Consider the following 25,178-nt stretch of genomic DNA (forward strand, 5'->3'; position numbering starts at 1 on the left):
GACACTACGGATGTGGATGGTTTCTTTGACAATCCAACTGAACCTCGTGCGGTTCAATTCCTTTCTAAGATTATCGATCACAACTCTGATAATGTCCAAGTGGATGCCTAAGGAGGTTGCCTATGATTTTCAAAAAAATCTTACGTTACCTAACCGTTGCAAGCTTGGCAATTCTCACTATTTTTCTTATCACGAGTCACAAGACTAAGGCGGAAGACACTAGTAAGCTTCTTGATAGTAAAGCAGTCCAAAAGATTGTTAAGCGAGGGACACTCAATGTCGGTGTGAAGCAAGACGTTCCTAACTTTGGTTACTATTCTGCTAAGACTAATACCTACGAAGGTATGGAAGTTGATCTTGCCAAGAAGATTGCTGATGAGTTAAAAGTTAAAGTGAATTATATCCCAGTAACGACGCAAACTCGTGAACCACTTATGGATAACGGTACTATCGACTTGCTTATCGCTACCTATACCATTAATGATGAACGTAAGGCTTCTTACGCTATCTCAACTCCTTACTACTATGACCAAATCGGTTTCTTGGTTCTTAAGGATTCAGGTATTAACAAAATCTCAGATTTGAATGGTAAGACTATCGGTGTTTCTCAAGGGGCGTCAACTAAGGCTGCGTTGCAAGAGTACGCTTCAGCTAATAACCTTAAGTTCAACTATGTTCAACTCGGATCTTTCCCAGAATTGGCTGTTTCTCTTTACGCTCACCGTGTAGATGCTTTCTCAGTTGATAAATCTATCCTCTCTGGATATGAAAGTAAGAAAACTAAAACCTTAAAAGAAGGTTTCAAAACACAAGAGTACGGTATTGCTTCAAGCAAGTCTAACCAAGAGTTGATTGATTATACCAACGATTTGATTGCTAAATGGCAAAAAGATGGTAGCCTTCAAAAACTCTACGATAAGTATCACTTGAAACCAGCTAAGGCTGAAGATAAATAGAAAGGAGTCCTGAATTTATGTATCTTTTAACTGAAACGGCTAGTCCTTTCGCTCTTGAACGTTGGGCTGCTTTCTTCGCTAACTTTGGTCAGTTTGCCAAAGGTTTCTTCTATACCCTCGGTATTTCAATTGGTGCCTTGATTGTTGCCCTTCTTCTTGGGCTTATCTTTGGGGCTATGAGTTCGACTCACAACAAGGTTCTTCGTGGCATCTCACGTGTTTATGTCGAAATCTTCCAGAATACACCCTTGCTTGTCCAATTCGTGGTCGTCTTCTATGGGATTTCAATCTTAACTGATGGTCATGTCATGATCCCAATTTCATTGACAGCCATCCTTTGTGTGGGGGTCTACACAGGAGCCTATATCTCTGAGATTATTCGTACAGGTATTGAGGCGGTTCCTAAAGGTCAAACCGAAGCGGCCTTGTCTCAAGGATTCACCTACGCTGATACCATGCGTATCATCATCTTGCCTCAAGCAGTCCGTACTATCTTGCCGCCATTGACCAACCAAGTGGTTAACTTGATTAAGAATACTTCTACAGTTGCCATTATTTCTGGGGCTGATATCATGTTCACTGCTAAGGCTTGGGCTTATGATACCACTAACTATGTACCGGCCTTCGCTGGGGCTGCCTTCCTCTACTTTATCATGTGTTTCCCTCTAGCTACTTGGGCACGTCGTAAAGAAGAAGAGAATAAGAAAGCTTACTAAGGAGGTCCACTATGTCAGAAGTTTTATCAGCTACTAACCTTAAATTCTTGGCACAAGGGATGTGGACGACCCTTTACTTGTCTTTCTTCATCATTGTGCTGTCTACCTTGTTCGGAACTATTCTGGCGGTTATGCGTAACGGAAAGAATCCTATTCTTCGTTGGATGGCTTCTATCTACGTTGAGTTCGTTCGTAACGTTCCTAACTTGCTTTGGATTTTCATTATCTTCTTGGTCTTCCAGCTTAAGTCTACAGCGGCAGGAATTACCTCTTTCACGGTCTTCACTTCAGCGGCCTTGGCGGAAATCATTCGTGGGGGACTGAACTCTATCGACCATGGCCAAACGGAAGCCGGCTTGTCTCAAGGGTTTAACAACAGACAAATCTTTATTTACATCATCTTCCCACAAGCTATTCGTAAGATGTTACCATCTATCATTTCTCAATTCGTAACGGTTATCAAGGATACTTCTTTCCTTTACTCTGTTATTGCCTTACAAGAATTGTTTGGTAAGAGTCAGATTTTGATGGGTGGTTACTACGAACCTAGTCAAATCTTTACCTTATACGGTATCGTGGCTTTAGCCTATTTCGTGGTCAACTTTGCCATCTCTAGCTACTCTCGCTACCTCTCTAAACAATGGGAGCAAGCTAGTGAATAAAACAAACAAAAACTCACCTGCAGGTGGGTTTTTGTTTTCTGGATACTAAAAACGACTCCAATCAGAGTCGTTCGTTGCTTTAATTCACCGTTACTTTTCCTGAATAATAATCTAGGGTAATCCCTTCTTGTACATTTGGAACAAAGACATTGAACTCAAGTGAGCCATCAGCTGACTTGGCTTCAAGATGTGATCCTGATGGAATGAGGTTATCCCCTTCATAAATAAGGGTAACGCGATAACGGACACGTTTGTTTTTATCCTGAGCTTTTCGTACCAGGCTTTCATAATAGTTTTGTCCCGTAGAACTTTCGCTATTAGCTTGGTTAGCCCAAGCAGTTTGAACGGCAATATTTTTTGGATTTGAAGTCGAGGCATCAAATCCTTTGAGACCACCTACAAGTGCATAGCCCAACAAATGACCTCTATCTACGGCATGGCTATACTCTCCTGAAAGATTGTGAACTTGATGCCATCCCGCAGGTGTCCAAGAGGTTGAGCCATTCCCTGTTTCTTGACGATTTTTGTACTGTCTGGTTGCTTTACTTAATAAGGCATTCGCAACTGTAGGAACCGTTTGTCCTTGAACCGTTTTGACTTGGTTATTGGCATAGGGTTGGCTAGAAACCTTAGCATTTAGATTAGTCTTATTACCATTAACAATATAAGCCCCTGCCCCATTCCATTCTAAGGAGTTTCCTAGTTGACTCTTGACGGAGCTAGTCATCACTGACTCAGCAAGCTGTTCTTGTGGCGTAGCCTTTCCATTTGTTGAACCGTTTGATTTGACGGAGTTATTGGATTTTCCCGAGACTAGACTAGCTACCTGCTTGATTGGATTATTAGGCGATAGCTTATTGCTCGTCCCAATGTAACCTAAAACTGCAATCAAGACCGCTATTAGTAACGAGACTAGCTGACGTTTCTGTTTATTTGTTAAAGATGTCTTTCTTTTTGCCATTGTTCTCTTTCTTTTATATGAATGTCATGACTAAAGGAGCGGGATTACTTCCCACTCCCTTTTATTTTCCTGTAAATTTAGCAACAATTGCCTGCCAGGTTTCTGGTTTTAAGATGCTTATAGGATCCTTGCCCTCTCCTAAAACAGCATAGCCAATCATCAATCCGATTGCTAGAAAAGCAAGGCCAATCACACACACACTCAAAACAAGTAATAATTGACGAAAAACATAGCCTTTACCAGTTTCCATACTAAGCCTCACTTACACGTGAAATATTTGCTCCTAGTTTAGCTAGTTTCTCATGGAATTGATAGTAACCACGATCCAAGTGTGTCAATTTACCAACAGTAGTTGTTCCTTCAGCCACCATCCCTGTAAGAATTAGTGCTGCCGAAGCTCGAAGGTCAGTAGACATAACTTGAGCACCTTGAAGTGGCAAACCACCGTGAATCATAGCCGTGTCACGAAGGATTTCTGAATGAAGTCCCATACGACGCATTTCTTCTAAGTGTTGGAAGCGATTCTCAAAAACTGTCTCAATCATGGTTGATTCCCCGTTTACCACTGCCATAAGTGCTGTAAATTGAGCTTGCATGTCAGTTGGGAAACCTGGGTGAGGTAGAGTTTTAACGGTTACTGGTTTCAATTGTGAAACATCAGATTTAACACGAATACCGCCGTCTTCTTCCTTAACATAGACACCCATTTCCAATAATTTTGAAATCAAAGGACGGTTATGTTCCCAAATAGCATCTTTGATAAGGACATCACCAGAAGTCATGGCTGCTGCTACCATAAAGGTACCTGCTTCAATACGGTCCTGAACAACCGCATGTTTAGTACCATGGAGAGCTTTAACACCTTTAATCACGAGTGTTTCAGTTCCAGCACCTTTGACATCTGCTCCCATCTCGTTAAGAAGAAGGGCCAAGTCAACGATTTCTGGTTCACGCGCAGCATTTTCAATGGTTGTAACTCCATCAGCCAAAGTCGCTGCCATCATAAGGTTTTGAGTGGCACCGACAGATGGAAAGTCCATATAAATAGTTGCACCTTTTAGTTTTTCTGCTGTCGCAGTGATGTCACCGCCAACTTGGGTAATTTTAGCACCCATTGCTTCTAAACCTTTGAGGTGGAGGTCAATCGGACGGCTACCAATCGTACAACCACCAGGCATTGAAACCTTCGCGTCGCCATTGCGGGCAAGAATTGGTCCAAGTACTACGATAGACGCACGCATCTTGCTCACATACTCATATGGCGCCTGATCAAGAATTTCTCCACTAGCATCAACGACAACGGTATTGTTTTCCTCGTCAAAGTCTACAGCAATATCTAAACCACGAACAACATTATTCATCGTGTAAACATCTGACAAGATTGGAACATTAGTTAAGGTTGTTTGACCTTCCGAGGCCAAGATAGTCGCTGCCAACAAGGGGAGGACAGCGTTTTTCGCACCTTCAATGACAACCTCACCACTTAATCGAGTGTTGCCACCCTGCACAATAATTTTATCCATAAGGATTCCTTTCAAGGGTCATTTTCATCTTTTTGTATTATATCAAAAGTCTTTTAAAATCACTAATTTAAGAAATTGAGCTAGCCATATTCTGTCCAAAAGCTAAAACCGACAGAATAAAGGAACTGATAAGATAGCCTAAGGCAATACTAATAAAGAGCAAAAAGAGTTTCAATTTACCAGTATTTTCAATCGGATTTTTGATGATTTTTGCCCAATCAAAGAGGCTAATCAGCATATGGTAGCTCAATCCTATAAATACAAGGTGACTCGCCAAAGTGACGAATTGATTAATAATAGTCATGACTCCATTATACCATAGAAAGCTAAGCTAAAACATAAAAAGAGGGTGAGACAGTTCTAAATCTGTAATCATTTAGTGACTGCTTCCACTCCTCTTCTCTTTATTTTTGAAGCTACTAGATTAGGGATACTTTAAAATAATCTAGTGCTTAGCTTACACTCTCTAGGGACTTATAATTTGAGTTATGCAACTTAGTCTTCATAACCGTTAGGGTTAGTCGTTTGCCAACGCCAAGAATCTCTAACCATTTCTTTCAAGGTCTTCTTAGCTTCCCAGCCAAGAACTTCTTTGGCCTTTTCAGGAGAGGCATAGCAAGTAGCAATATCACCAGCACGACGTCCTTGAATACGGTATGGAATAGCAACCTTGTTTTCAGCTTCGAAAGTCTTAACGAGATCCAATACGCTATAACCATGTCCAGTACCCAAGTTGAAAATCTCAGCACCTTTATGACTCAAATTATATTTGACAGCAGCCAAGTGACCTGAGGCCAAGTCAAGGACGTGAATGTAGTCACGCACACCTGTACCATCTGGAGTTGGATAGTCATCCCCAAAGACGTTAAGCTCAGGAAGTTTACCAATAGCTACCTGTGTAATATATGGCATCAAGTTGTTTGGAATACCGTTTGGCAATTCCCCAATCAAACCACTTTCATGAGCACCGATAGGATTGAAATAACGAAGATTTGTGACAGACCATGAAGGATCTGATGCAGCTACATCTGTAAGAATTTGTTCCATCATCAACTTAGTATAACCGTATGGGTTAATCGCTGATGTTGGCATATCTTCGGTCATTGGAGAAGGATTATTGGTACCGTAAACAGTTGCACTTGAACTGAAGACGATGTTTTTAATATCATATTCCTTCATTTTTTCAAGGAGTGTAATGGTACCACTGATGTTGTTTTTATAATATTTCAAAGGTTTTTGAACAGATTCACCTACTGCCTTGAAGGCCGCAAAGTGAATAACTAGCTCAATATCTTCATTTGTGAAAACCTTATCCAAAAAATCAGTATCTAAAATTGATCCTTGATAAAATGGAAATTTTTTTCCTGTAATCTTTTCCAAACGTTCAAGTACCGCTGGCGAACTATTTGAAAAGTCGTCAACTAAGACTACATCGAAACCTGCATTAAGGAGTTCAACGGTTGTGTGGCTACCGATATAGCCAGCTCCTCCTGTAATTAAAATAGACATTTATTTTTCCTTTCTTACTTGCCAGTGCTTTTTTGATCCTTTTGAATCGTTGCTAATTTAGGCATGACTTCTCCTTCAAAACCTTTCATGGCAAAATGAACCGAAGGCTCTTGTGTCATTGGAGATAGAATTCCTATCTTCACTTGATAGTTCTGATCTTTGGAATAGGCGAAACTTGCCTTAAGTTCATTTGTTTGATCTGGAAGCAATTCAGACAAACGACACTCAAGTTGTTGGGCTTGAAGAACCTTGCCATTAGCATTACACAAGTATAATACCACAGGCCAATCCCCATATAAAGGGGCAACCCCAGAATTTTCCAAATTAAGGGTAATCTCCACCTTGCTCTCTCCTTTGGAGATTGTCAAACCTGATACCCAGAGGCGGTAGCCCATGTTTTTCAAGAGCTCCTTATAAGCAGCTTGCCCGTCACCAATATCTTCGGCAACCTTTGGACCCAAGAAGGTCAAATGAGCTGCCTTAGCTTCTTCAGTAAGCTCGTCTAAGCTATTACCAAGTAAGGTAGACATAGACTGTGAACTTGTCAATTCACCACCGATAGGAGCCTTTTCCCAAGCATTAGGCATGGCTTTCAAGGCTGCTTGCTCTTGAGTTTGATCGTATGAGCCACCATTTTGAATCCAATTTAACCAGGTTTTAGTTGCTGATTTGTCTCCAAAGACATCATTGTAGATTCCAAAATCACCTTCCAAACCTGTATCAAAAGGTCTTCTCATAAGAATCTTCGCTTTAGGAAAGGCTGGTTGAAACGGTGCAATATAGTCCTTACGAACTTCTTTGCGTGGCAATTGGCGAATACCAGCATCTGAGTGAACATGCCACTCACCCCAGTGTCCTAAGCCACCAAGTTCGATGTAGGCGATAAAATCATCATTGCCCCAACGCTGTCCCATAGCAGTAACAGCTTCTTTATAGTATTTTCTAAGCAGTTTATTTTGGTAATTTGGTGAAAATCCCTTACCGTAGGATGTGCTATAAGCATCCCCAAGGTCAGAAATTTCATTTCCCAACCAGTTAGGGATATCCTTATGACTTGATTTGCCAGGGTAATCTAGCAAGAAACGTAGGACGACCTGCTTGCCTTCTTTCTTCCATCGTTTAAACTGGTTACTTTCTTCAATTGTTTCCCAGTTATAGTGGCCCTTTTTAGGTTCCAATTCTTTCCATGTAATATCAACATAGACAAGGTGAACGTCTTCAGAAACTGTTTTTTCTTCAGCTGAAGGGACATAACCCATGAGCGGATTCCCAAAACTCTTGTCTGAAAGCGTATATTCAAACTTGGTACCTGTATTTCTGGTATTCAAATACACAAAAATGGCATAAAGACCACTCGTAATAATGATTAGACAGATGACGAGCCAAAGTTTCTTCTTTCGACTACTCCGACTTTTCTTCTCACGTCTTCTAGCCATGGTATTCGCCGTTGTATTGGATCAGTGTAAGGTCTTTGACACCTTCGATAGATTTAATGTTTTCAACGAAGGTAAGGTCGTTATTTTTCACAAAGACTTCAATAGCCATCTCAACACTGTCTTTTCGCATAGTTTCAGACTTGATAAAGTGCTTGATGCGACCAAGTTCTTGAATAACTTTGTCACCTGTATGCTCACCATCAAAGTGAACCACAGCGATATAAACCTTACCAGTCTCTTGCAAGCGGCTAAAGACAATAAGCATCAGTAGGATAACGATAGACGTTACAACGGCTAGGACATACATACCTGCCCCTACCGTAATCCCTGAGGTAATTGCCCAGAAAAGATAGAGCAAGTCCATAGGATCCTTAACTGCAGTACGGTAACGGACGATAGAGAGGGCACCGACCATACCAAGTGAGATAACGATGTTTGAACTGATTGCCAGTGTTACCATTGACGTAAGCAAGGTCATACCGACCAAAGTCATGGCAAAACTGCGTGAATAAATAACGCCTGTAAAGAAATGCTGGTAAACCTTATAGATAAAGGCTCCAATCAACAAGGCAAGTAGCAAGACGATAACAATACGAAACGGTGACTGCGTCGCATAGTTATCAGACTGCAAAATAGATTTTTTTATAAAGTCTTGAACACTCATAAATTCCCCTTCTTATACTAAGTTCTTCCAAACTTAGCACTTTTCCTATTTATATATTCCCATCTTCCCAGTATTCAAAACCATTTAGATACTGAGATTTTTCATAAGCCAATACGTACTTAGAGACAGCCATCATGTCTGCTTTCCCTGGTAAGACACTTTGGACAATCTTTGGCAGATACTCTGTATATTTAACTTCAAAAACCATCTTTTCCGGATCAATGACTGGAATTGTTGGTAAGTCCGGATCAAAAATATCAAAACTTCCAACCGCTACTCTGACATTTTGGTCAAAGGTTAAGCGAACTGTTCCAAAGTCATAAACCCACGGCTCTCGTTCATAATCAACGATGGTCCGGGGACGCATCATGTTACTAACACATTCATAGTAAAATTCCTGACAGAGAGGATAGGGACTTTTCAAGAGAAAGTCATAATCCCCATCAATGATTTTATAAACTTCTTCGACAGTTAGTGGTGCATCCTCTTTCAGAATGTAGGTATCTACCTTTTTCTTACGCTCTAGCTTGATGCTATTGGTCCCGAAATTGTAGATACGAATCCGATATTTTTTACGAACCAGAATACCTGCATCTTTTTCAGCATAGGCACTATTCCAATAGTCGTCAAAGTAAAGACTTCGAATGGTATAACCACCATTTGTCGCATGCTTATCCAACTGAATCAAATGTTTGAAACGCTCAGTCAACAGGGCCTTTTCTGGTTCACCAATGACGTATTTCAACTCATGGCGAAAGGGCTTCTCTTTAGTCTTCATAACCATCTACCCCAATTTTTCCATCTTCGAGGACAAAGAAGCTCATGATACCAAATTGTTTAGAGTTATCACTATTGACATAGTAGTCAAAGGCACGTTGTGATTGTCCAGCCTCATTAGTTGCAGTCACACGTACGAAGTAGTGTCCCTTAGGCAAGGTATCTGTTTCAGCACTAAGAGTTTTAAGACCAGATTTTTCAAAGACCTTGTCTTTAAATTCATAGTCTTTAGCTAATTCTACAGTGTAAGTCAACTTGCTGTTATTGAAATCGTAAGAGGCACCCCAACTTAATTTCAATTTGTTATTGGCCACTTCCGGCTTATTGATAAAGAATGGTTGTGGTTTTTCAAGACTTGTTTTATAAATCTTGTAGTTGTTCTCCAACTCATTTGGCAAATCTGCCAAAATCTTGTCGTAATTGTCAGGAGTTGTCTTAGCATGCATTTGGTCAGGCATCTTAGCTAGGTAAGGTCTAATGACTGCTGCGTATTCATTACTCATAGAAGTAATCTTATCACCAGTAATCGTCTTACGTAGCTCATCCATCTTCTCATCTAGTCCCTTGCGGAACTCTTTTGATTTGAGCAAGCGTTGGAAAAGTTGGTTCCCCCAATAGTTGCTGACACCGACTTCCCAGCTATTGGCTTGGTCGCTGTCCTTACTTACCAAACGACGTTCATTCTTCATCAAGATACTATCGTTATCCCAAGGAATGATGTACCATTTGGTTGAGTTTTGTGGGCTATAGAGATACATGTTACGACTCTGTGTATCATCGTTACCAAGTAACATCTGGAAGGCCATCCAATATTGGATATTCTCAGGATCTACATACTTGTCCATGATAGTTTCAACCTTCACCGATGGATCGTTGAGCTTGGTGAGAAAATCAATAAGTTTGGTGTGATCATGGCTACCTTTGATTTCCAAAAGTTTCTCGAATTTATCCTTGTCGAATTTAGGATCTTCTTCTTTAACAATCGTATCTTCATAGCGGAAGAATTCGAAGAAGTTTGGTTTATAAAGGTTGGCATTTTCATCCAGACCATGATCTTTCAGATAGTTTTTATTAATCTGTTCGACTTGCGTGTAGAGACCATAATCCTCAAATTTACCTGATGGATTGTCAGAGGTTTCATCCTTAACGTAGAGGTGGACAAAACTCGTTCTAGCACCCATGAGTTGAGGAATTTCTTCCATTAGGTCATAGGACAACTTATTTCTAAAGCGAAGGGCTTCAGTCTGGTGTTTGTTAAGGTTAATGGTACGTTGGCCGTTCCACTCGCCCTTGTTCTTTTTAATCTTGATTTTATAGTTCTTTTGGGCGTTCTTACTTGAACTTTCCCCACGAATCTGAACACTGGCGTTTGGCACGTCCTGGTCATAACCCAACTCACCAGACACAGGACCGTCCTCATTACCAACTTGAAGAAGACCTGCTACTTGGTATCGTTTAACACCCATCTTCTGATAATCTTCAACAGAATATTGGTTGACCTCAGACCATGAGTGATTTTGATTTTCTGTAGCGTCTCCTCGACGTACAGTCAGGTACATGGTCGTTACCTTGGTATGATCTTTATCATAGAGACTCTTTTTGTCTCTTAAGTGTACATTAGAGATATCAGTGGCCGCTTGTTTATCTACTTTTTTAGTTGTCACACCGTTTTTTGTCTGTTCCTTGGTTCCACATGCTGTAAAACCAAATACCGTACAGAGCAACAAAACCGCTGCTAAACTCTTTTTCCTATTCATTTCCCCCACCTCTTTTGTATGTTTTCTAAACGCTCAGTCCATTTTTCAAAATAGCCCACGTCTTTCTTAGATACCATGGTTTGGCTTCCTAAGAAATGATACTGAAGATCACTTGTGTATTTATCGATTTCCTGACCACTTTCGATGAAAAGAACTAAAGAAGAAATCAGGAAGGCATAGCCTAGGAAGGCTGAGTCCAAGAACTGAGAACCAAAACTCAAAACTACTGTCAGAATGGCAAAGTGTTTGGCAAGCTTCTTGGCACCCTTATAATCTGCAAAATACATCAAAAGCAAGATATTCACATTGCCTACAGCATAGAGACCATAAGCTAGACATAGCGTTAAGAAGTAACCATGCATTTGATTGTTAAAACCAATTGGTAAGTAAGTCAAAACCACGCTTCCGAAGAACATGATGAAAATTGTCGCTAGCAATTGTTTCCAAAAAACATATTTGAGCTCATTACTCATGACATCCAACATTTGAGTTTCAGCTTCCTGAATATCCGAAAGACTTCCCTCTTCATTGTAGAGCTTAAAATAACGTCGGAAATGCGGATAGAAGGAAACCTCGACAGACATAACGAAATTAAGTGTTGATACTAAAGTCGTTAAGTAGGCTAACATGGCTGGCACATCGTAGACTGGAGCTGTACGGAAGAAGCCATCAAAACTCTTACTAATTGGCCCAAACCAGTTAATAACAATATGAGCAAAGAGGGCCACCAACATGTAAAGTCCAGTCTTGGCAAGATCAGAAAATTGATCAAACCATTTCAAAAACTCAAAGGACATTTTAAGATTAGATGGGAAATAATCATGGATCAGACGAACCATCCAAAACATCATTCCACCATATCCCAAACAAACACTTAGGAATATACCATACTTTTGATGTAGGAAAATACTAAGTAACCCAGAGACAAGCGTCATACCAATCGCTAAAAAGAAACCTTTGATAATTTCTTTATAGGATTTAATCGCTGTCAAATAGGTAATTACATTCCAAACGAGACAAAGCTCACCAAAGAGCAAAACTCCCATAGCCACTTCTGCTAAACTTCGACTAGCCAGGGCTAGATAGAGCGCATACAGTGGCGTTCCAATCATAAGCATCAAGGCACTCGACGCATAAAATGAAGGAATGATAGTCTCAAACTTCTTCTCGTAGAGCATGTCCGCAACAAAGCGGGTTACCACCAGAGAAAAGAGACTGGTAATCACGAGAGAAAAGATGATAGCGTAGGTTAAGTTCGAAAGAATATAATCACGCTCATTTTCACTGATTCCCGCTACCATTGTCAGAACAACGACACCAGCTGTAAGTAAAATCCCCAAAAGCATAGGACCGGTATACACAATTCCAGCATAAGCATAGGCCTTTTGTTTTGAAAAAAGGTTATCCTCGTTGTAAATTTTACGTAATTCAAATCCAATACCGGCCATTAAACTGCCACCTCCTCATATAAGCGTCGGTACTGACCGATCATTTGCGGATATTGATATATCGCTTCAACACGCTTACGCGCAATTTCACCCATTTCAAGCCGTCTTTTATCATTAATCGCCATCTTCTTCATAGCTTCTGCAAGAGGCCCTGTACAAGTAGGTGGTGCACAAAATCCTGCAATCCCTAAATTGTCATCCTCACGACCTTCTAGCAATTCTCGACAACATCCGACATCTGTCGTCACACAAGGACGACTAGCCGCCATTGATTCCAAAACAGAAAGTGGCAAACCTTCAGAAAGGCTGGTCAAAAGCGTAAAATCAATTTTCTTCATATATTCTCGAATATTAACACGACCAGTGAATAGGAGACGATCTCCCAAATCCATCTTATCGGCCAAGCTAAAACACTCATCCGCATATTCTTGGTCATCTATACCACCCATGATATGCAAACGAACGTTTGGCACTTGCTGAGCCAGTTCGTAGAAAGAATACAACATGGTTTTGATGTCCTTAATTGGAGCCAAACGTACCACGGCTCCAATATCAATCCAACCATCTGGTTCTTTCAAAGGAATTTGAGAAAAGGCATCGTAGTCAATCCCGTTTGAAATAACCTGACATTTCTCTGGATCACAACCCATCTCGATCTGAATTTCCTTGGCCTTAGTAAAGAGGCTGGTAATTTTTTGAGCATTTTGATAAATCGCATCAGACAACATATAGAAGAACCTTACCCACTGTTGGCGCATTGTAGGTAAAACCCACTTGGCACGAAGCAATTCTTCCTCACGTTCACGCGTATAAATCCCGTGTTCAGTTAAGAAGAGAGGTTTGTCATAAGTCAAACTTCCCAAAGTTGCAAGAATACCACCATAACCTGTAGAGATTGAGTGGTAAACATCTGCTTCAGGAGGTGGACAAGATAAAATATTTAAAAGTGGAAACAGCATAGAACGGATCGTGTGAAAAACATCTGAAAAAGATAGCTGCGTGTAGCGCTCACTACAGAGATCCTTCAAGACCTGAAAAAAGGCCTCACTACTCAAGAGATCGTTAGGAACGACCTTACCATCCTGTAAAATTTTAAACAAGACTTTCCAATCAGGTTGTTGACAAAAAACCATATCTTTAAGGGCTTGTTTTTCCTCATCTGTAAACTGATGTGGCTCTATGTCTTCTTCTTTATCTGGCACAACATAGTCCAAAAAGACTTCGTGTACTTCTACGACATTTTCAGGAAGTTCATAAACAAACTTTCCCTTTTGCTCATGTGTTGCCCCCACAACCCAGAGAACAAATTCATGCTCTTTCATTTCTGTAATATATTGATGCATCCAAGTAGAGACACCACCGTGAACATACGGATAGGACCCTTCAAGAATTAAACATATCTTCATCGGCATTTTCCCCTATTTTGCCTTATTTTAATGTGATGGTGACTGACTTATTCGTAGCCTCCAATAGGTAAAGATCACCCGTTAAATGCGTAACCTTACCATTTTTTACCTTCTTAACCTCGTTTTGATTTAAACGAACCATAAGGTAAGCATGATCATGAAAATTCTCAAGATCAATTTTTAGGGCGTCTTTGGTATATTTTTGAGAAACTTTCAAAATACCGTAACGCTGAACAGCACCTGCTAATTCTGAACCTGTTAGATTCCTGAGCGAAGGTGACATATTGTGGACCCAACTAACTTCCTTGTCCAAGGCCTTATACATCTTTGCCCAACCCAATTCTGCACCACGATCGACATCAAGAACATCATCAGGGTGAAGGAAATGGTTATTGACATAGTGCATATTCATTTCAGAAAAGACCGTCATCTGTGAAAAATCGTCCCAAACCGCACCAGAAACTGTACGTGGCTCTTCAATCATTCCATCAGGTGACACTTCAAACTCTTGCGAATAAGTGAAATCTCCTGGGAAATAGTTACTTGAGATAGCCTTGATTTCTGGGAAATCATTAACGATTACCTCTCGCCCTTCTTTTGAAAGGATATTTGATGGTGGAACGTATACTGATTTTTGCGCTTTAGGAAAGAGTTGGTTGACAAAACGAATCAACTCAGACAGACTGGCCTTCATAGCAGCCTTATCCTTCCAAGTCTTGTAGCTGGCATACTTTTCACCATAATTAACAGATGAAGGACTCAAAGGTTGGTGGTTGTAACCATGATAACCAAGTTCACCACCATTAGCCAAAAGCGAATTTCCAAAATACTTGAAACGATCTAAATCATTTTGTTGAACAATTTTACCATCTGTCTGGGCCTCATAGTTTTCGATGACCACACCTGTATGAACAATACCATACTTTTCATGTAGTTTTAGAAGGTCTGGCCACCAAACATTGGTATAAAATTCAGACACAGACATGTCATAGTCACGTTTAACGAAACGACCATCTCCGGCTGGAACAGGTGATGGGAAATCATCTATATAATAGGTAGAACCATTGATTACTGGATAAACTGTCGCTTCAGTCAAAAGACTATAGGAAGCAGCATAAATACCACGAACATTACGCTCATAAATTCCAAGGTTATCAACGACAAACTTCCCTTTGCCGTATGATTTTTCCCAAATCAACGGTGTATGAGAATCATCTGTTGTTTTAGCATGTACCTTAACATCACTTTCAAGTGAGACTTTTCTAGCTGACTCAAAAGGTTCTTCAATTTTATAATTGCGTCCCCCACCAATCATGAAGTCAGGATCCACGTAGATTTCCTTGACCTCATCCATCTCAAAATTGGAATAACTTACGCCAAGATTATGATCAATGGCATCCAGATTACTTTCTTTCCCCATGGTTACTGCAAAAAGTGTTTGACCACCTTTTTCAGTCCAATCCATTAGTGGCTGAACCTGGTCCTCCATTCGAGAAAGGTCAGTGACAAGAAGGACTACTTTTTTATAATCTGAAAGTGAATAGGACTCGTGTTTAGCCACATCGACTAACTTAGCTCCCATACGCATATCTTTTAGAATTTGCTCAAACTGTTTCCAAGCCCTTTGACTCGTCTCGTTTTCACTATCATAAAGAACCAGTGTATCTTTATCTAAATCCTTGACAACTGAGGCCGTAGAAGGTACTTTTCCGGTAAGATAGGCTTCCTTACCTTGAGTTGGGTACCATTCCCCTTTCTTTTGAACAAAGAGTCCGATGGCCAAACACAAAATAAGTCCGACACCTAGCAAGGTTTCTTTGCGGATAACATTCTTTTTACCTAATTTCATGCCATCACCTCTTTTCCTTGCCAGAAGTTCAAGAGATCTTGTTTGTCCTTAGAAAGAACAACCTGTTTGCCTTGCATCTCACGAATCATGTTCTTAAATTCATTAAACTGACCAGTTTGATAGTAATATTCCAAATACAAATAATACACATCATCCGCATGTGATTTAATTGAAAGCTGTGTCAAATGCTTTTGGGCCAAGTCATAAAAACCAAGAGCTAGTTCATTATGGATAACTCTCACTAAGTCCGTAGCAGTCGTTCCATGACTAAGTTTCTGCAAGAGACGCTCCTCGTACTCCTTACGAAGCAAACCTTCCATTTGTTTGCTTAGAAGTTCCTTAGATAGGTAGTCTTCCATAAAGTCACAATACTCGGTTAAGAGGTCAAGGTCTTCTTCACCCTTTTCAAAACGTTTCTCAAAGGCACTCAACTTCTCATCGTATTGACTTGAAATTTCAGAAATAAAGGTTGTCGCATAGTGGACGATTTCACTATCCTCATTTAAACGAGCCAAGTAGAGCAAATCCATAAAATGAGACGGATCATCATTAGCCAATCCCATCAATTGTTGACGAGCTTCCTTAGCCTTATTCAAATAGAGAGATTCTTCAAGAGGTACGATGTCTTCTTCAGCCAATTCCTTCGGACGTTGAAAATCATCGATATTTCCAAAATCAATGGTCAAATCTTTAACTTTACCACCAACTGCTTCTTGACCACGGCGATGTCTACCAGGATTTGGTTTAGAAATCATATGAATCAGACCTGCCCCAAAGAAAGGTAAAGCAATCGGGAAAATCAAGTAAAAAATTGTTAAGTCTGATTTGCCACTGACAATAGCCTTATAGACAAGTGCTATAGATAAGAAGTAACAAACCGTTAAGATACTAGTAATAAGGACTGGAATCATTGTGCAACCCTCCCTTGAAGACTAGTTTGTTCAAGAAGTTCTGCCTTTTCAATGAAAGAACGACTCATTTTTGAAAGAACCTCAAGCTCATTTAACACTTTAGTAGACATGGCTTCAAAAGGAACAGCCTCTACCCAAATGATAAAAGTACCCTCTGCCTTGGTCTTAACTTCCATGGCATACGCTGGACGATTCTCAAGCAATGATTTATTAGCCCAGACACGTCCATGACCAAAGGCACCTCCAATTTCTTTAAAATCTGTCAAAGATACTTGCTTCTTATCGTTATCTCCCAAAAGAAGCTCGTATTGGAAAGGACCACCTCCATAAAGTGAAACAGGAGCATTCAAAATTTCTGAAACCAAATCAAGCGTCTGTCTAAGAACCTTCTCAACACTAGTATGATCTAAAGTCACAAAGTAAGAATAGGCTTTTCCAAGACCATCTTGACTTGCTAACAAGGCATTTTTCAGGTCTTTATTTTCATGGAGTAATGTATCGTAGGATTGATTAAGGATAAGATAGTCTTCCTTAACTGTTTCCAACTGTTTATCTAGTTGTAGCTTGTCATCTTTCTTCTTCATTTCCACAAAACCACAAACCACAGCGATAAAGATATAGGCAATAAAGGCAACCCAACGGTCAGTATTATATAGAAGCAGTTGCCAGCTAGTTCCAGACATGATTTGACTGATGGTCAAACCAATAATTGCAAGAACTGCCGAGAACAAGCCATACCCCATGCCCAAAACTGTACTAATCAAGACAACAAAGAGCAAACGTAGGTCGATCAATTGGAACTGTAACTGACCTTGAGTCATATATCGAAAAGCTTCAAAGACTAAGAAGGTCACGACAACAGCAGCAAGTTTCTTATTTCTCTTTTGCTTAACGATATTATCTATGATATTGCGGAACTTAGAAACACGCAGAGACCCTTTTCGCTGTTTTTGATAGTCTTCGTAAATATCTGGCAAGTCACGCACCAAGGCATAACGCATAAACCAAGCAAACCTATCACGCAAATCATGATGCTTTTCAGGATCATTATCATATTTCCTAATTCTTCTTTCCTCTAGGAAATGAACCTGCTTATTAGGGAAATATTTATCCAAAGCTTGCAAGAGCTCCCCAAAAGTCAGTTGGAAAGGATCCGGAATAATAATGCTTTCATAGGTGTCATTCCATCGCTCACATAATTTGTGAAGCAAATCTCCCAAGTCAGATAGACTGATAAAAGTCGCCTGACTTTGTGATGACTCCTTTAACTCTACCTGTTCATGGTCATCTAAACGCACAAACAGTTTATAAAGATAATCTTCTTTATTAATAACTGAATAAAGAAAGGGACTATATAGAACTTTAAGGTTGACCCCAAATTCTCGACTCCAGGATAATAAGGTATCCTTTGTTGTCGTCTGTAAACTTCTTTTCCCATCCTCAAGGATAGGACCTGTGATATAAAGTAATCGTTTGTTTTTTCTATCTTTAAGACACTCTAACAATCTGATGAGATTTTCAATCTCCCCTGAACTTTCATGTCCGTAATTGAGATATTCCGAAAAATAGATGATTTGATCATAATCATGAAAATCAAAAACGTCTTCTAATTGGTTGTTCTCATAATGCTTGGTATAAACGGTGATTTTATTCTTACGAGAGTTCTTTACACCTGTATGACCAAAAATAAAAACTGCTTGATTAGGAAACGTTTTCAAAATGAAATCGTTTGTTAATCCAGCAGTATTACCAAGTATCAAAATATTCATAAACTTCTCCCCACTTTTAAGAGTGTCCCCTTAACTACACTCTCTACCCATTCTAATCATTAGTCTCAAGTATTTCCCAATACTCTCAAGACCACAATGTAATGCCTTTCTTAAGAAAGCCCTTTGAAAGCTATGTCTTCCTCCCCAATGAGTGATAACCTAACTCTCATCAGAATCTCTTTTGAAGATTCTTAAAGATTTCAAAAAACATAAGAAAGAACAAGATTATCCTAAATAAACATTAAGTAAAATTAATATTATTAAAGAATAGATTAAATTGACTAATTAAATATCTTGTTATGTTGATTAGCTTCCCCAAGAAATCACAAACTAACCAGATCACTTTAGATTATCTAACACCTGTTAGACCTTATTTAAAGGTATTTCTTCTTACTCTATCAATCTAAAATGACTCTAGTTTCATATTTACATCGTCACTCTTATTATAGCAATTTTTTCTTATTTTTCAACTCCTTTCAAAGTTTTTCACCTAAAGAATTTATTTTTAGCTAGTCGTTTTTACCCTTTAATTACTCAATCCTTTGGGTTTACATGTGTCTGAAGTCAGAAAATTCATATTATTCATTTTCAAAATAAAAAACAGAATTCAAAAAAATTAAATTCTGTTGTTTTGATATTATTAAATTGAAAGTTATATTAAATATTTTTAATCTCCTACAGCTGCTTTGAGGGCATCTACCTTATCCAATTTTTCCCATGGAAGATCGATGTCAGTACGTCCCATGTGACCATAGGCTGCTGTTTGACGGTAGATAGGACGTTTAAGATCAAGCATTTGAATGATACCTGCAGGACGCAAGTCAAAGAGATCACGGACAGCAGCTTCAAGTTTGCTTTCAGCAACTGTCGCCGTTCCGAAGGTATCAACACGGACAGACACAGGATTAGCAACACCAATAGCATAAGCCAATTGTACTTCTGCTTTCTTAGCAAGACCAGCAGCTACGATGTTTTTAGCAATATAGCGAGCGGCATATGAAGCTGAACGGTCAACCTTAGTAGCATCCTTACCTGAGAAGGCACCACCACCGTGTCTTGAGTAACCACCATAAGTATCAACAATAATCTTACGACCAGTCAAACCAGAGTCCCCTTGAGGTCCTCCAATAACAAAACGACCTGTTGGGTTGATAAAGAATTTTGTCTCGTCATCCAAGTATTCGGCTGGAATAACTGCTTTAATGACTTTTTCAATGACGTCTTGACGAATTTGATCGTTAGTTGCTTCAGGATCGTGTTGCGTTGAGATAACGACTGTATCAACACGTACTGGTTGGTCATTCTCATCATACTCAACAGTAACCTGAGATTTAGCATCCGGACGAAGGTATGAAATCTCACCAGATTTACGCAAATCTGCCAATTTTTTAACCAATTTATGTGAAAGGCTAACTGGAAGTGGCATAAACTCTGGAGTTTCATCAATAGCAAAACCAAACATCAAACCTTGGTCACCAGCTCCGATAAGATCAAGTGGGTCTTGGTCACCAGTTCCACGAACTTCAAGTGATTCATTGACACCTTGAGCAATATCTGGAGATTGTTCGATCAATGATGGGTGAACCCCAACAGATTCTGCTGCAAAGCCGTATTCTGCATTGTTATAACCAATTTCAGCGATAGTATCACGAACCACACGGTTAATGTCCACATAAGCTGTTGTAGAAACTTCACCGAAAACGTGGACAGAACCAGTGTAGACAGCTGTTTCTGCTGCAACGTGTGCATCTGGATCCTCTGCTAAAATCGCATCAAGAATGGCATCTGAAATTTGGTCTGCAATTTTATCTGGATGCCCCTCAGATACAGATTCAGACGTGAAAAGTTTACGTTCTGACATATAAAATGTCCCCCTTTTAATATGAAAAATAGTATTAGATAAAACAGATTTGACCGTCTCCTAATAGGTAAAACGCTATACTCCTAATAGAGCTAGACGCCGTTAAAAAGTTACAAAGAACCAACAGCCAACCCTAGGATGACTGTTGCCTTATCGGGACTTAATAACTACCTTCCATTATATCATGTTTTTTCAGTCTAGTCATATAGTTATTTATTATCAAGCTTTATCAATAATTTATAGTGAGCATTTTACCATCTTTTGTATTATACTTAGGATATGAAAACTTATGAACACGTTTATGACATCTTATCGAAGAGTCCTGACTTTGTGACGGGAGAGAGTTTGGCAAAAAGCCTTGGTGTCTCACGGACAGCCATTTGGAAGGCAATCCAAACACTACAAGAACAAGGAATTGACATTACAAGTGTACGGAAGAAAGGCTACTATTTAGAAAAGGGAGATATTCTTCTTCCTCAAGACATCTCTAAGCAACTCAACATTCCAGTCTACTTTAATCCAGATTCTAACTCTACCCAACTAGATGCTAAACATGGCATGGAAAAGAATAATCCAACACCTGCTCTATACCTGGCATCAAGTCAAAAAGCAGCCAAAGGACGATTTGAACGTCACTTCTTTGTCAGTCCACAAGGTGGTATCTACATGAGTATCCACTTAAAGCCCAACTGTCATTTTGAGGAGTTACCACCTTATACGATGATGGCGGCAGCTGCTATTGTCAAAGCTATCCAGCGTCTAACTGGCATCAATACAGAAATCAAATGGGTTAATGACATCTACCTCAACAACAAAAAAATGGCTGGTATCCTTACCGAAGCCATTAGTTCTATCGAATCTGGTCGCATCACAGATGTCATTATCGGGGTTGGGCTTAACTTCTCAATCAGTGATTTTCCTGAAGAGTTAGCTAATAAAGCTACTAGTCTTTTTACTTCTAAAAAACCAAGCATCACTCGAAACCAGCTCATTTCAGAAATTTGGAAACTCTTTTTAACCATTCCGACTAGCGATTTGGTCAAAGTTTATAAAGAAAAGTCCCTCGTTTTAGACAAACAAGTGACCTTTGAACAAGCTGGAAGGACTTATACTGGTATTGCCAAGGAAATTGGTGATAAGGGCCAACTTCTCGTTCTTACTGATGATGGCCAGGAAAAATGGTTGACCGCTGGCGAAGTAAGTCTTACTTCTTGGTAGACTTGTCGGCTGCACGCGCAATGCGTGAAACAACATAGGTTGTCCAAAGACGACGAAACAGTAAATAACCAAAAAAGGCTGTAAAAAAGTAATAGCCGTGCTGTAAACTGTAATTAAAACAAACCGTTTCAAAAATAGTTTCAAGCGTAATAAACAAAATTTGTTGAATCATAAGATTATTATATCAATAGATAGAGCCTAGGACAAGCAGTCTAGGCTCTTTTCATTTTTACAAGGATAAACCTTCCAAATATCAGATTCAGAAATCTATCAAATTACACTGAATCTCCTCGCTTTTCTATTTCTAGGCTCGGACCTAAAAAGGTCCACTGGACCTTTTTAGTCCTCTATTTCTACAACATCAGAGAGAAATTCAAGTTCTTGCGGGATATACTCTTCACGATCTTCTTTTTCCAATTCTTCTTTGGATTTGAGGCTTCGTGCAAATTCTGTTCGGAGTTTTTCAAATTCTGCTTTTGGAACAGCCATAATATTGGGTGAGAAACCGGCAGCTGAACTCATGATATTGCCAAACATATCATTGAGATCACTGCGTTTCATGACCTGTTCAGCATTAAAGGCAGCATTAAAAGCCAGGATGGCATTTTCCTGATTGGCTAATACAGGCTCAGATCCATTCAAAAGGGCCCTATTTTGTGGGCTAATAGAATCCAAGATTTCAGGCCAAGTTGCCTTTAGGGCATCCAGACATTGGCGTGATTTCTGCGGATTTTCCATGGTTTCACGCATAATAGTGAGAATTTTTTCACGATCCACCTTATACTGATAAGCAGGTTTGGCTTTTCGAGTTGGTGCTACTTCTCCTTGGACTTTGCCCTCTTTAAGAGCTTTACGTAGGCCTTCTACTTCGCGACGAAGACTATCTAACTCTTCTTGTAAATTTCCTGGAATTTCTTGTGACATCTGACTATGGGTTTCTGACAATTTTATAGTCAGCATCTCCGCATAGATTTTAGGATGTGTTCCAGTTTTAATTTCTGGTAAGGCACTTGTAACCAAATCAATCATTTGGAAAAGTCGGTCTTGGCCCAGAGAAAGATTCTCTTCAAAAAGGGGACTATGGTGACTGTTCTCTCCACCTGCTTTGACAATCAAAAGATCACGGAAATACTCCAAGAGATCAGTCGCAAAACGGGTCATAGACTTACCATTATCAAAGAGAGTTTCGAGATTTGATAAAGCTTGCGTAGTATCTTGATTACGAACGTTAGCGACGAAACTATCCAAGGCTGTCAAACCAATAGAACCAGTGATTTCTTCAGCTACGGCTTGGCTGACATGATTGTCAGGAGACAGACTCAGTGCTTGGTCTAAGATTGACAACGCATCACGCATACCACCTTCTGCACGACGAGCAATAATAGTCAAAGCCTCATCATCAAAGGTCAGTCCTTCTTTTTCCAGAATTGAAGCTAAGTGCTCTTTAATAGCTCCCTGTTTGATCGATTTAAACTCAAAGCGTTGGACACGAGAAAGGATAGTTGCTGGAATCTTATGTAATTCAGTGGTCGCTAGGATAAAGACCACATTTTCAGTTGGTTCTTCCAAAGTCTTCAAAAGAGCATTGAAAGCACCTGTCGAGAGCATGTGAACTTCGTCAATAATATAGACCTTGTAAGTCGCACGACTTGGGGCATAGGTCGATTTGTCACGAATTTCACGAATCTCATCAACACCATTATTGGATGCCGCATCAATCTCGATAACATCTTCAAGACTTCCGTTTGTAATATCGCGACAAATATCGCAGTAATTACAAGGCTCACCATCAACTTGATTAGGACAGTTCATAGCCTTGGCAAAGATTTTTGCAGCACTGGTTTTACCGGTACCACGTGGCCCAGAAAAGAGATAGGCATGACTGATTTTCCCTGACTCTACCGCCTGTCTGAGCGTGGTTGAAATCACTTTTTGACCAACCATTTCGCCAAAGGTCTGACTACGGTATTTACGATATAAGGCTTGATACATTAGTTTACCTCAAACATTCCAAATGTAAGCTCGGTTTTCTCAAGTAAAATTTTGACAAATGCTTCAAGATAATCTTGGTCTACTTGGTTATAGTCTCCTACTTGGTGAGAATCCAAATCGAGAACACCAACTAATTTGCCATCTTTGACCATTGGTACAACAATTTCACTTCGAGCAGCGGAATCACAAGCGATGTAATTAGCGTGTTTGGTGACATCTTCGACAATTAGGGTTCTATTTTCTGCTGCAGACTGACCACAAACACCCTTACCTAAGGCAATTCGAACACAAGAAACATTACCTTGGAAAGGGCCAAGGATTAACTCATTCTTGACATTATCCATCAGGTAGAAGCCTGTGAACACAGAATTTGGCAGGGTTGTATTCAAGAGAGCTGAGGCATTAGAAAAGTTGGCCAGAGCATTGTTTTCATTGGCAAAAAGCACTTTAGCCTGTGCTAGCATTAATTCATAGGCTGATTTTTTTTCTTCGTTAGTCATAACTACCATTATAGCAAAGATTGGTTCTTAAAACTAAGATTGACCTACCTTTTCTCCTTCCCTTTCATTTAAAAATAATTCAAGATCTTGAACGACATTTTCAGGATATTCTGGACTAGAAATCTGATAAAACTTAACAGTCATTCGATTTCTGAACCAAGTTAATTGCCGTTTAGCAAATCGACGCGTATTTTGCTTGAGTTTTTCCAAGGCTTCGTCCAAGCTCTGGTTCCCAGAAAAATAAGGAAACAACTCCTTGTAGCCTATACCACGAGCTGACTGGGCATTAGGATAATTATCGTACAACCACTTGGCTTCTTCCAAGAGCCCAAGTTCAACCATCTTGTCTACTCGTGTATTAATTCGATTATAGATTAAGGAGCGTTCATCATCTAATCCGATAAGAAAGGGATCATAAGTCGTCTCAGTATTTTCAAGATTCTTCGAAAAACGATGAAGCTCAAGTGCTCTGATAGCACGACGACGGTTAATCTCTTTAATCTCAATACCTAAGCGATCAATTTTTTCAAAAAGTTCCTGATCAGATAATTGCTCTAATTCTGTGCGATAGGCTAAGACCTGCTCCTGATCTACCTGCCCCCCTAGGTGATACCCTTCTAGGAGACTTTGTAAATAGAGACCTGTTCCTCCTACTACAATAGGTAACTTGCCACGACTAACTATATCTGTAATGGCAACCTCTGCCTCTGTCACAAAATCATAAGCTGAATAGGACTCATCAACATTGCGAACATCAATCAGATGATGTACTGCTGCTGCCTGCTCTTCAGGAGTGGCCTTGGCGGTTCCTATATTCAATTGTCGGTAAACCTGCTGGCTATCTCCTGAAATAATTTCGCCATTAAAACGCTTGGCCAATTCAATTCCAAGCGCTGTTTTTCCCACAGCAGTAGGACCAGCTACTACAATAAGTTTGGTTTTCATAATGTTTTCACTTGCTATTCTAGATATTTTTTTAGATAATATAAGCATATTATAACATATACGGAGGATAGTCTCATGGCTAAAAAACATTCATTCGCTAAAGGTGTCGCTACTGGCGTTATCGGAACTGCTGCTACTGTAGCAGGTGCTGTCTTCGCAGTTAAGAAAACCATTATCGAACCAGAAGAAAAGAAATTGGCTTTCATCGAAGAAAACCGTAAAAAAGCAGCTCGCCGTCGTGTAAGCCGCTAATAATGAGAACCAGGGAAACCTGGTTTTTTACTGTTATTTTTAACTCTTCATCTATGACTAGGAACG

At 39.8% G+C, this 25,178-nt stretch carries 24 protein-coding genes and 1 pseudogene; 6 read left to right on the top strand and 19 right to left on the bottom strand.

The genetic code is table 11. From position 1 onward, the window contains the following. From H7T98_RS09005 to H7T98_RS09020, 4 genes and pseudogenes are all read left to right on the top strand, one after another. Positions 1-111, top strand: a pseudogene (locus H7T98_RS09005) (amino acid ABC transporter ATP-binding protein); the annotation flags it as partial. Positions 112-122: 11 nt separating this feature from the next. Further along, entirely contained in the window at positions 123-956 is an 834-nt protein-coding gene (locus H7T98_RS09010; RefSeq protein ID WP_021146932.1) for a transporter substrate-binding domain-containing protein, read from the top strand. A gap of 17 nt (positions 957-973) precedes the next feature. Beyond that, entirely contained in the window at positions 974-1,672 is a 699-nt protein-coding gene (locus tag H7T98_RS09015; protein WP_002886251.1) for an amino acid ABC transporter permease, read from the top strand. An 11-nt stretch (positions 1,673-1,683) separates the two neighbouring features. After that, positions 1,684-2,334 (top strand): amino acid ABC transporter permease, encoded by a 651-nt coding sequence (locus H7T98_RS09020; protein ID WP_037601175.1) that lies wholly within the window; start codon positions 1,684-1,686, stop codon positions 2,332-2,334. Positions 2,335-2,413: 79 nt separating this feature from the next. On the opposite strand, the gene H7T98_RS09025 is transcribed toward H7T98_RS09020, so the two are convergent. The 15 genes from H7T98_RS09025 to metK form a co-directional block, all read right to left on the bottom strand. Next, positions 2,414-3,295: a DNA/RNA non-specific endonuclease gene (locus tag H7T98_RS09025; protein WP_060972112.1), complete on the bottom strand. Its 882-nt coding sequence runs from the start codon at positions 3,293-3,295 to the stop codon at positions 2,414-2,416. A gap of 61 nt (positions 3,296-3,356) precedes the next feature. Next, positions 3,357-3,545, bottom strand: coding sequence for a DNA-directed RNA polymerase subunit beta (locus H7T98_RS09030; RefSeq protein ID WP_003097027.1), 189 nt, complete (start codon positions 3,543-3,545; stop codon positions 3,357-3,359). Position 3,546: 1 nt separating this feature from the next. Continuing rightward, entirely contained in the window at positions 3,547-4,818 is a 1,272-nt protein-coding gene (gene murA, locus H7T98_RS09035) for a UDP-N-acetylglucosamine 1-carboxyvinyltransferase (protein WP_201061697.1), read from the bottom strand. Positions 4,819-4,885: 67 nt separating this feature from the next. Beyond that, positions 4,886-5,122 carry a DUF1146 family protein gene (locus tag H7T98_RS09040; RefSeq protein ID WP_002890830.1) on the bottom strand — a complete coding sequence of 79 codons (237 nt, stop codon included), beginning with the start codon at positions 5,120-5,122 and terminating at the stop codon, positions 4,886-4,888. Between the two features lie 191 nt (positions 5,123-5,313). Further along, the gene (gene galE, locus H7T98_RS09045; RefSeq protein WP_201061699.1) at positions 5,314-6,327 is read right to left on the bottom strand and encodes a UDP-glucose 4-epimerase GalE; all 1,014 of its coding nucleotides are present in this window, start codon (positions 6,325-6,327) and stop codon (positions 5,314-5,316) included. 14 nt (positions 6,328-6,341) lie between these two features. Beyond that, a complete protein-coding gene (locus H7T98_RS09050; protein ID WP_155123999.1) occupies positions 6,342-7,763 on the bottom strand; it encodes a DUF4832 domain-containing protein in 1,422 nt (473 codons plus the stop codon). Further along, on the bottom strand, positions 7,756-8,427 hold the full coding sequence (locus H7T98_RS09055) for a DUF4956 domain-containing protein (RefSeq protein ID WP_002890827.1): 672 nt from the start codon (positions 8,425-8,427) through the stop codon (positions 7,756-7,758). Before H7T98_RS09055 ends, H7T98_RS09050 begins: the two co-directional genes overlap by 8 nt. A gap of 49 nt (positions 8,428-8,476) precedes the next feature. Then, positions 8,477-9,205: a polyphosphate polymerase domain-containing protein gene (locus tag H7T98_RS09060; RefSeq protein ID WP_201061701.1), complete on the bottom strand. Its 729-nt coding sequence runs from the start codon at positions 9,203-9,205 to the stop codon at positions 8,477-8,479. Next, the gene (locus H7T98_RS09065; protein WP_207186160.1) at positions 9,195-10,961 is read right to left on the bottom strand and encodes a CotH kinase family protein; all 1,767 of its coding nucleotides are present in this window, start codon (positions 10,959-10,961) and stop codon (positions 9,195-9,197) included. Before H7T98_RS09065 ends, H7T98_RS09060 begins: the two co-directional genes overlap by 11 nt. Continuing rightward, complete coding sequence (gene pelG, locus H7T98_RS09070; protein ID WP_201061704.1) at positions 10,958-12,409, bottom strand: exopolysaccharide Pel transporter PelG; 1,452 nt, start codon at positions 12,407-12,409, stop codon at positions 10,958-10,960. Before pelG ends, H7T98_RS09065 begins: the two co-directional genes overlap by 4 nt. Then, the gene (gene pelF, locus H7T98_RS09075) at positions 12,409-13,815 is read right to left on the bottom strand and encodes a GT4 family glycosyltransferase PelF (protein WP_201061706.1); all 1,407 of its coding nucleotides are present in this window, start codon (positions 13,813-13,815) and stop codon (positions 12,409-12,411) included. Before pelF ends, pelG begins: the two co-directional genes overlap by 1 nt. A 22-nt stretch (positions 13,816-13,837) precedes the next feature. Continuing rightward, positions 13,838-15,664, bottom strand: a complete 1,827-nt coding sequence (locus H7T98_RS09080) for a DUF2194 domain-containing protein (protein ID WP_002883492.1) — start codon at positions 15,662-15,664, stop codon at positions 13,838-13,840. Beyond that, on the bottom strand, positions 15,661-16,575 hold the full coding sequence (locus H7T98_RS09085) for a hypothetical protein (RefSeq protein ID WP_201061709.1): 915 nt from the start codon (positions 16,573-16,575) through the stop codon (positions 15,661-15,663). The genes H7T98_RS09080 and H7T98_RS09085 overlap by 4 nt, the downstream gene beginning before the upstream one ends. Next, complete coding sequence (locus H7T98_RS09090) at positions 16,572-18,344, bottom strand: DUF4118 domain-containing protein (protein ID WP_201061711.1); 1,773 nt, start codon at positions 18,342-18,344, stop codon at positions 16,572-16,574. The genes H7T98_RS09085 and H7T98_RS09090 overlap by 4 nt, the downstream gene beginning before the upstream one ends. A 667-nt stretch (positions 18,345-19,011) precedes the next feature. Then, complete coding sequence (metK, locus tag H7T98_RS09095) at positions 19,012-20,205, bottom strand: methionine adenosyltransferase (protein WP_037601155.1); 1,194 nt, start codon at positions 20,203-20,205, stop codon at positions 19,012-19,014. Positions 20,206-20,484: 279 nt separating this feature from the next. Between metK and birA the strand changes: the two genes are divergently transcribed. Further along, on the top strand, positions 20,485-21,423 hold the full coding sequence (gene birA, locus H7T98_RS09100; RefSeq protein WP_201061713.1) for a bifunctional biotin--[acetyl-CoA-carboxylase] ligase/biotin operon repressor BirA: 939 nt from the start codon (positions 20,485-20,487) through the stop codon (positions 21,421-21,423). Here birA and H7T98_RS09105 read toward each other — a convergent pair. The 4 genes from H7T98_RS09105 to miaA form a co-directional block, all read right to left on the bottom strand. Beyond that, positions 21,410-21,595 carry a DUF3272 family protein gene (locus H7T98_RS09105; RefSeq protein ID WP_002883500.1) on the bottom strand — a complete coding sequence of 62 codons (186 nt, stop codon included), beginning with the start codon at positions 21,593-21,595 and terminating at the stop codon, positions 21,410-21,412. The two genes, birA and H7T98_RS09105, sit on opposite strands and share 14 nt — an antisense overlap. Before the next feature lie 167 nt (positions 21,596-21,762). Continuing rightward, positions 21,763-23,415 carry a DNA polymerase III subunit gamma/tau gene (gene dnaX / locus H7T98_RS09110; RefSeq protein ID WP_107372996.1) on the bottom strand — a complete coding sequence of 551 codons (1,653 nt, stop codon included), beginning with the start codon at positions 23,413-23,415 and terminating at the stop codon, positions 21,763-21,765. Next, on the bottom strand, positions 23,415-23,915 hold the full coding sequence (locus H7T98_RS09115) for a GAF domain-containing protein (protein ID WP_282185667.1): 501 nt from the start codon (positions 23,913-23,915) through the stop codon (positions 23,415-23,417). The genes dnaX and H7T98_RS09115 overlap by 1 nt, the downstream gene beginning before the upstream one ends. A 33-nt stretch (positions 23,916-23,948) precedes the next feature. Further along, positions 23,949-24,860 carry a tRNA (adenosine(37)-N6)-dimethylallyltransferase MiaA gene (gene miaA, locus H7T98_RS09120; RefSeq protein WP_049545618.1) on the bottom strand — a complete coding sequence of 304 codons (912 nt, stop codon included), beginning with the start codon at positions 24,858-24,860 and terminating at the stop codon, positions 23,949-23,951. 75 nt (positions 24,861-24,935) lie between these two features. On the opposite strand from miaA, the gene H7T98_RS09125 reads away from it, so the two are divergent. Continuing rightward, positions 24,936-25,112, top strand: coding sequence for a DUF3042 family protein (locus H7T98_RS09125; protein WP_002883513.1), 177 nt, complete (start codon positions 24,936-24,938; stop codon positions 25,110-25,112). The last annotated feature ends 66 nt before the right edge of the window (positions 25,113-25,178 follow it).

The organism is Streptococcus sp. 23.2 (assembly GCF_016648665.1).
GTDB lineage: Bacteria > Bacillota > Bacilli > Lactobacillales > Streptococcaceae > Streptococcus > Streptococcus salivarius_E.

Bases quoted from the DNA above. Each gene is read 5' to 3' on its own strand.
- H7T98_RS09010 (WP_021146932.1), top strand. From the start codon at position 123: ATGATTTTCAAAAAAATCTTACGTTACCTAACCGTTGCAAGCTTGGCA.
- H7T98_RS09015 (WP_002886251.1), top strand. From the start codon at position 974: ATGTATCTTTTAACTGAAACGGCTAGTCCTTTCGCTCTTGAACGTTGG.
- H7T98_RS09020 (WP_037601175.1), top strand. From the start codon at position 1,684: ATGTCAGAAGTTTTATCAGCTACTAACCTTAAATTCTTGGCACAAGGG.
- H7T98_RS09025 (WP_060972112.1), bottom strand. From the start codon at position 3,295: ATGGCAAAAAGAAAGACATCTTTAACAAATAAACAGAAACGTCAGCTA.
- H7T98_RS09030 (WP_003097027.1), bottom strand. From the start codon at position 3,545: ATGGAAACTGGTAAAGGCTATGTTTTTCGTCAATTATTACTTGTTTTG.
- murA (WP_201061697.1), bottom strand. From the start codon at position 4,818: ATGGATAAAATTATTGTGCAGGGTGGCAACACTCGATTAAGTGGTGAG.
- H7T98_RS09040 (WP_002890830.1), bottom strand. From the start codon at position 5,122: ATGACTATTATTAATCAATTCGTCACTTTGGCGAGTCACCTTGTATTT.
- galE (WP_201061699.1), bottom strand. From the start codon at position 6,327: ATGTCTATTTTAATTACAGGAGGAGCTGGCTATATCGGTAGCCACACA.
- H7T98_RS09050 (WP_155123999.1), bottom strand. From the start codon at position 7,763: ATGGCTAGAAGACGTGAGAAGAAAAGTCGGAGTAGTCGAAAGAAGAAA.
- H7T98_RS09055 (WP_002890827.1), bottom strand. From the start codon at position 8,427: ATGAGTGTTCAAGACTTTATAAAAAAATCTATTTTGCAGTCTGATAAC.
- H7T98_RS09060 (WP_201061701.1), bottom strand. From the start codon at position 9,205: ATGAAGACTAAAGAGAAGCCCTTTCGCCATGAGTTGAAATACGTCATT.
- H7T98_RS09065 (WP_207186160.1), bottom strand. From the start codon at position 10,961: ATGAATAGGAAAAAGAGTTTAGCAGCGGTTTTGTTGCTCTGTACGGTA.
- pelG (WP_201061704.1), bottom strand. From the start codon at position 12,409: ATGGCCGGTATTGGATTTGAATTACGTAAAATTTACAACGAGGATAAC.
- pelF (WP_201061706.1), bottom strand. From the start codon at position 13,815: ATGAAGATATGTTTAATTCTTGAAGGGTCCTATCCGTATGTTCACGGT.
- H7T98_RS09080 (WP_002883492.1), bottom strand. From the start codon at position 15,664: ATGAAATTAGGTAAAAAGAATGTTATCCGCAAAGAAACCTTGCTAGGT.
- H7T98_RS09085 (WP_201061709.1), bottom strand. From the start codon at position 16,575: ATGATTCCAGTCCTTATTACTAGTATCTTAACGGTTTGTTACTTCTTA.
- H7T98_RS09090 (WP_201061711.1), bottom strand. From the start codon at position 18,344: ATGAATATTTTGATACTTGGTAATACTGCTGGATTAACAAACGATTTC.
- metK (WP_037601155.1), bottom strand. From the start codon at position 20,205: ATGTCAGAACGTAAACTTTTCACGTCTGAATCTGTATCTGAGGGGCAT.
- birA (WP_201061713.1), top strand. From the start codon at position 20,485: ATGAAAACTTATGAACACGTTTATGACATCTTATCGAAGAGTCCTGAC.
- H7T98_RS09105 (WP_002883500.1), bottom strand. From the start codon at position 21,595: ATGATTCAACAAATTTTGTTTATTACGCTTGAAACTATTTTTGAAACG.
- dnaX (WP_107372996.1), bottom strand. From the start codon at position 23,415: ATGTATCAAGCCTTATATCGTAAATACCGTAGTCAGACCTTTGGCGAA.
- H7T98_RS09115 (WP_282185667.1), bottom strand. From the start codon at position 23,915: ATGACTAACGAAGAAAAAAAATCAGCCTATGAATTAATGCTAGCACAG.
- miaA (WP_049545618.1), bottom strand. From the start codon at position 24,860: ATGAAAACCAAACTTATTGTAGTAGCTGGTCCTACTGCTGTGGGAAAA.
- H7T98_RS09125 (WP_002883513.1), top strand. From the start codon at position 24,936: ATGGCTAAAAAACATTCATTCGCTAAAGGTGTCGCTACTGGCGTTATC.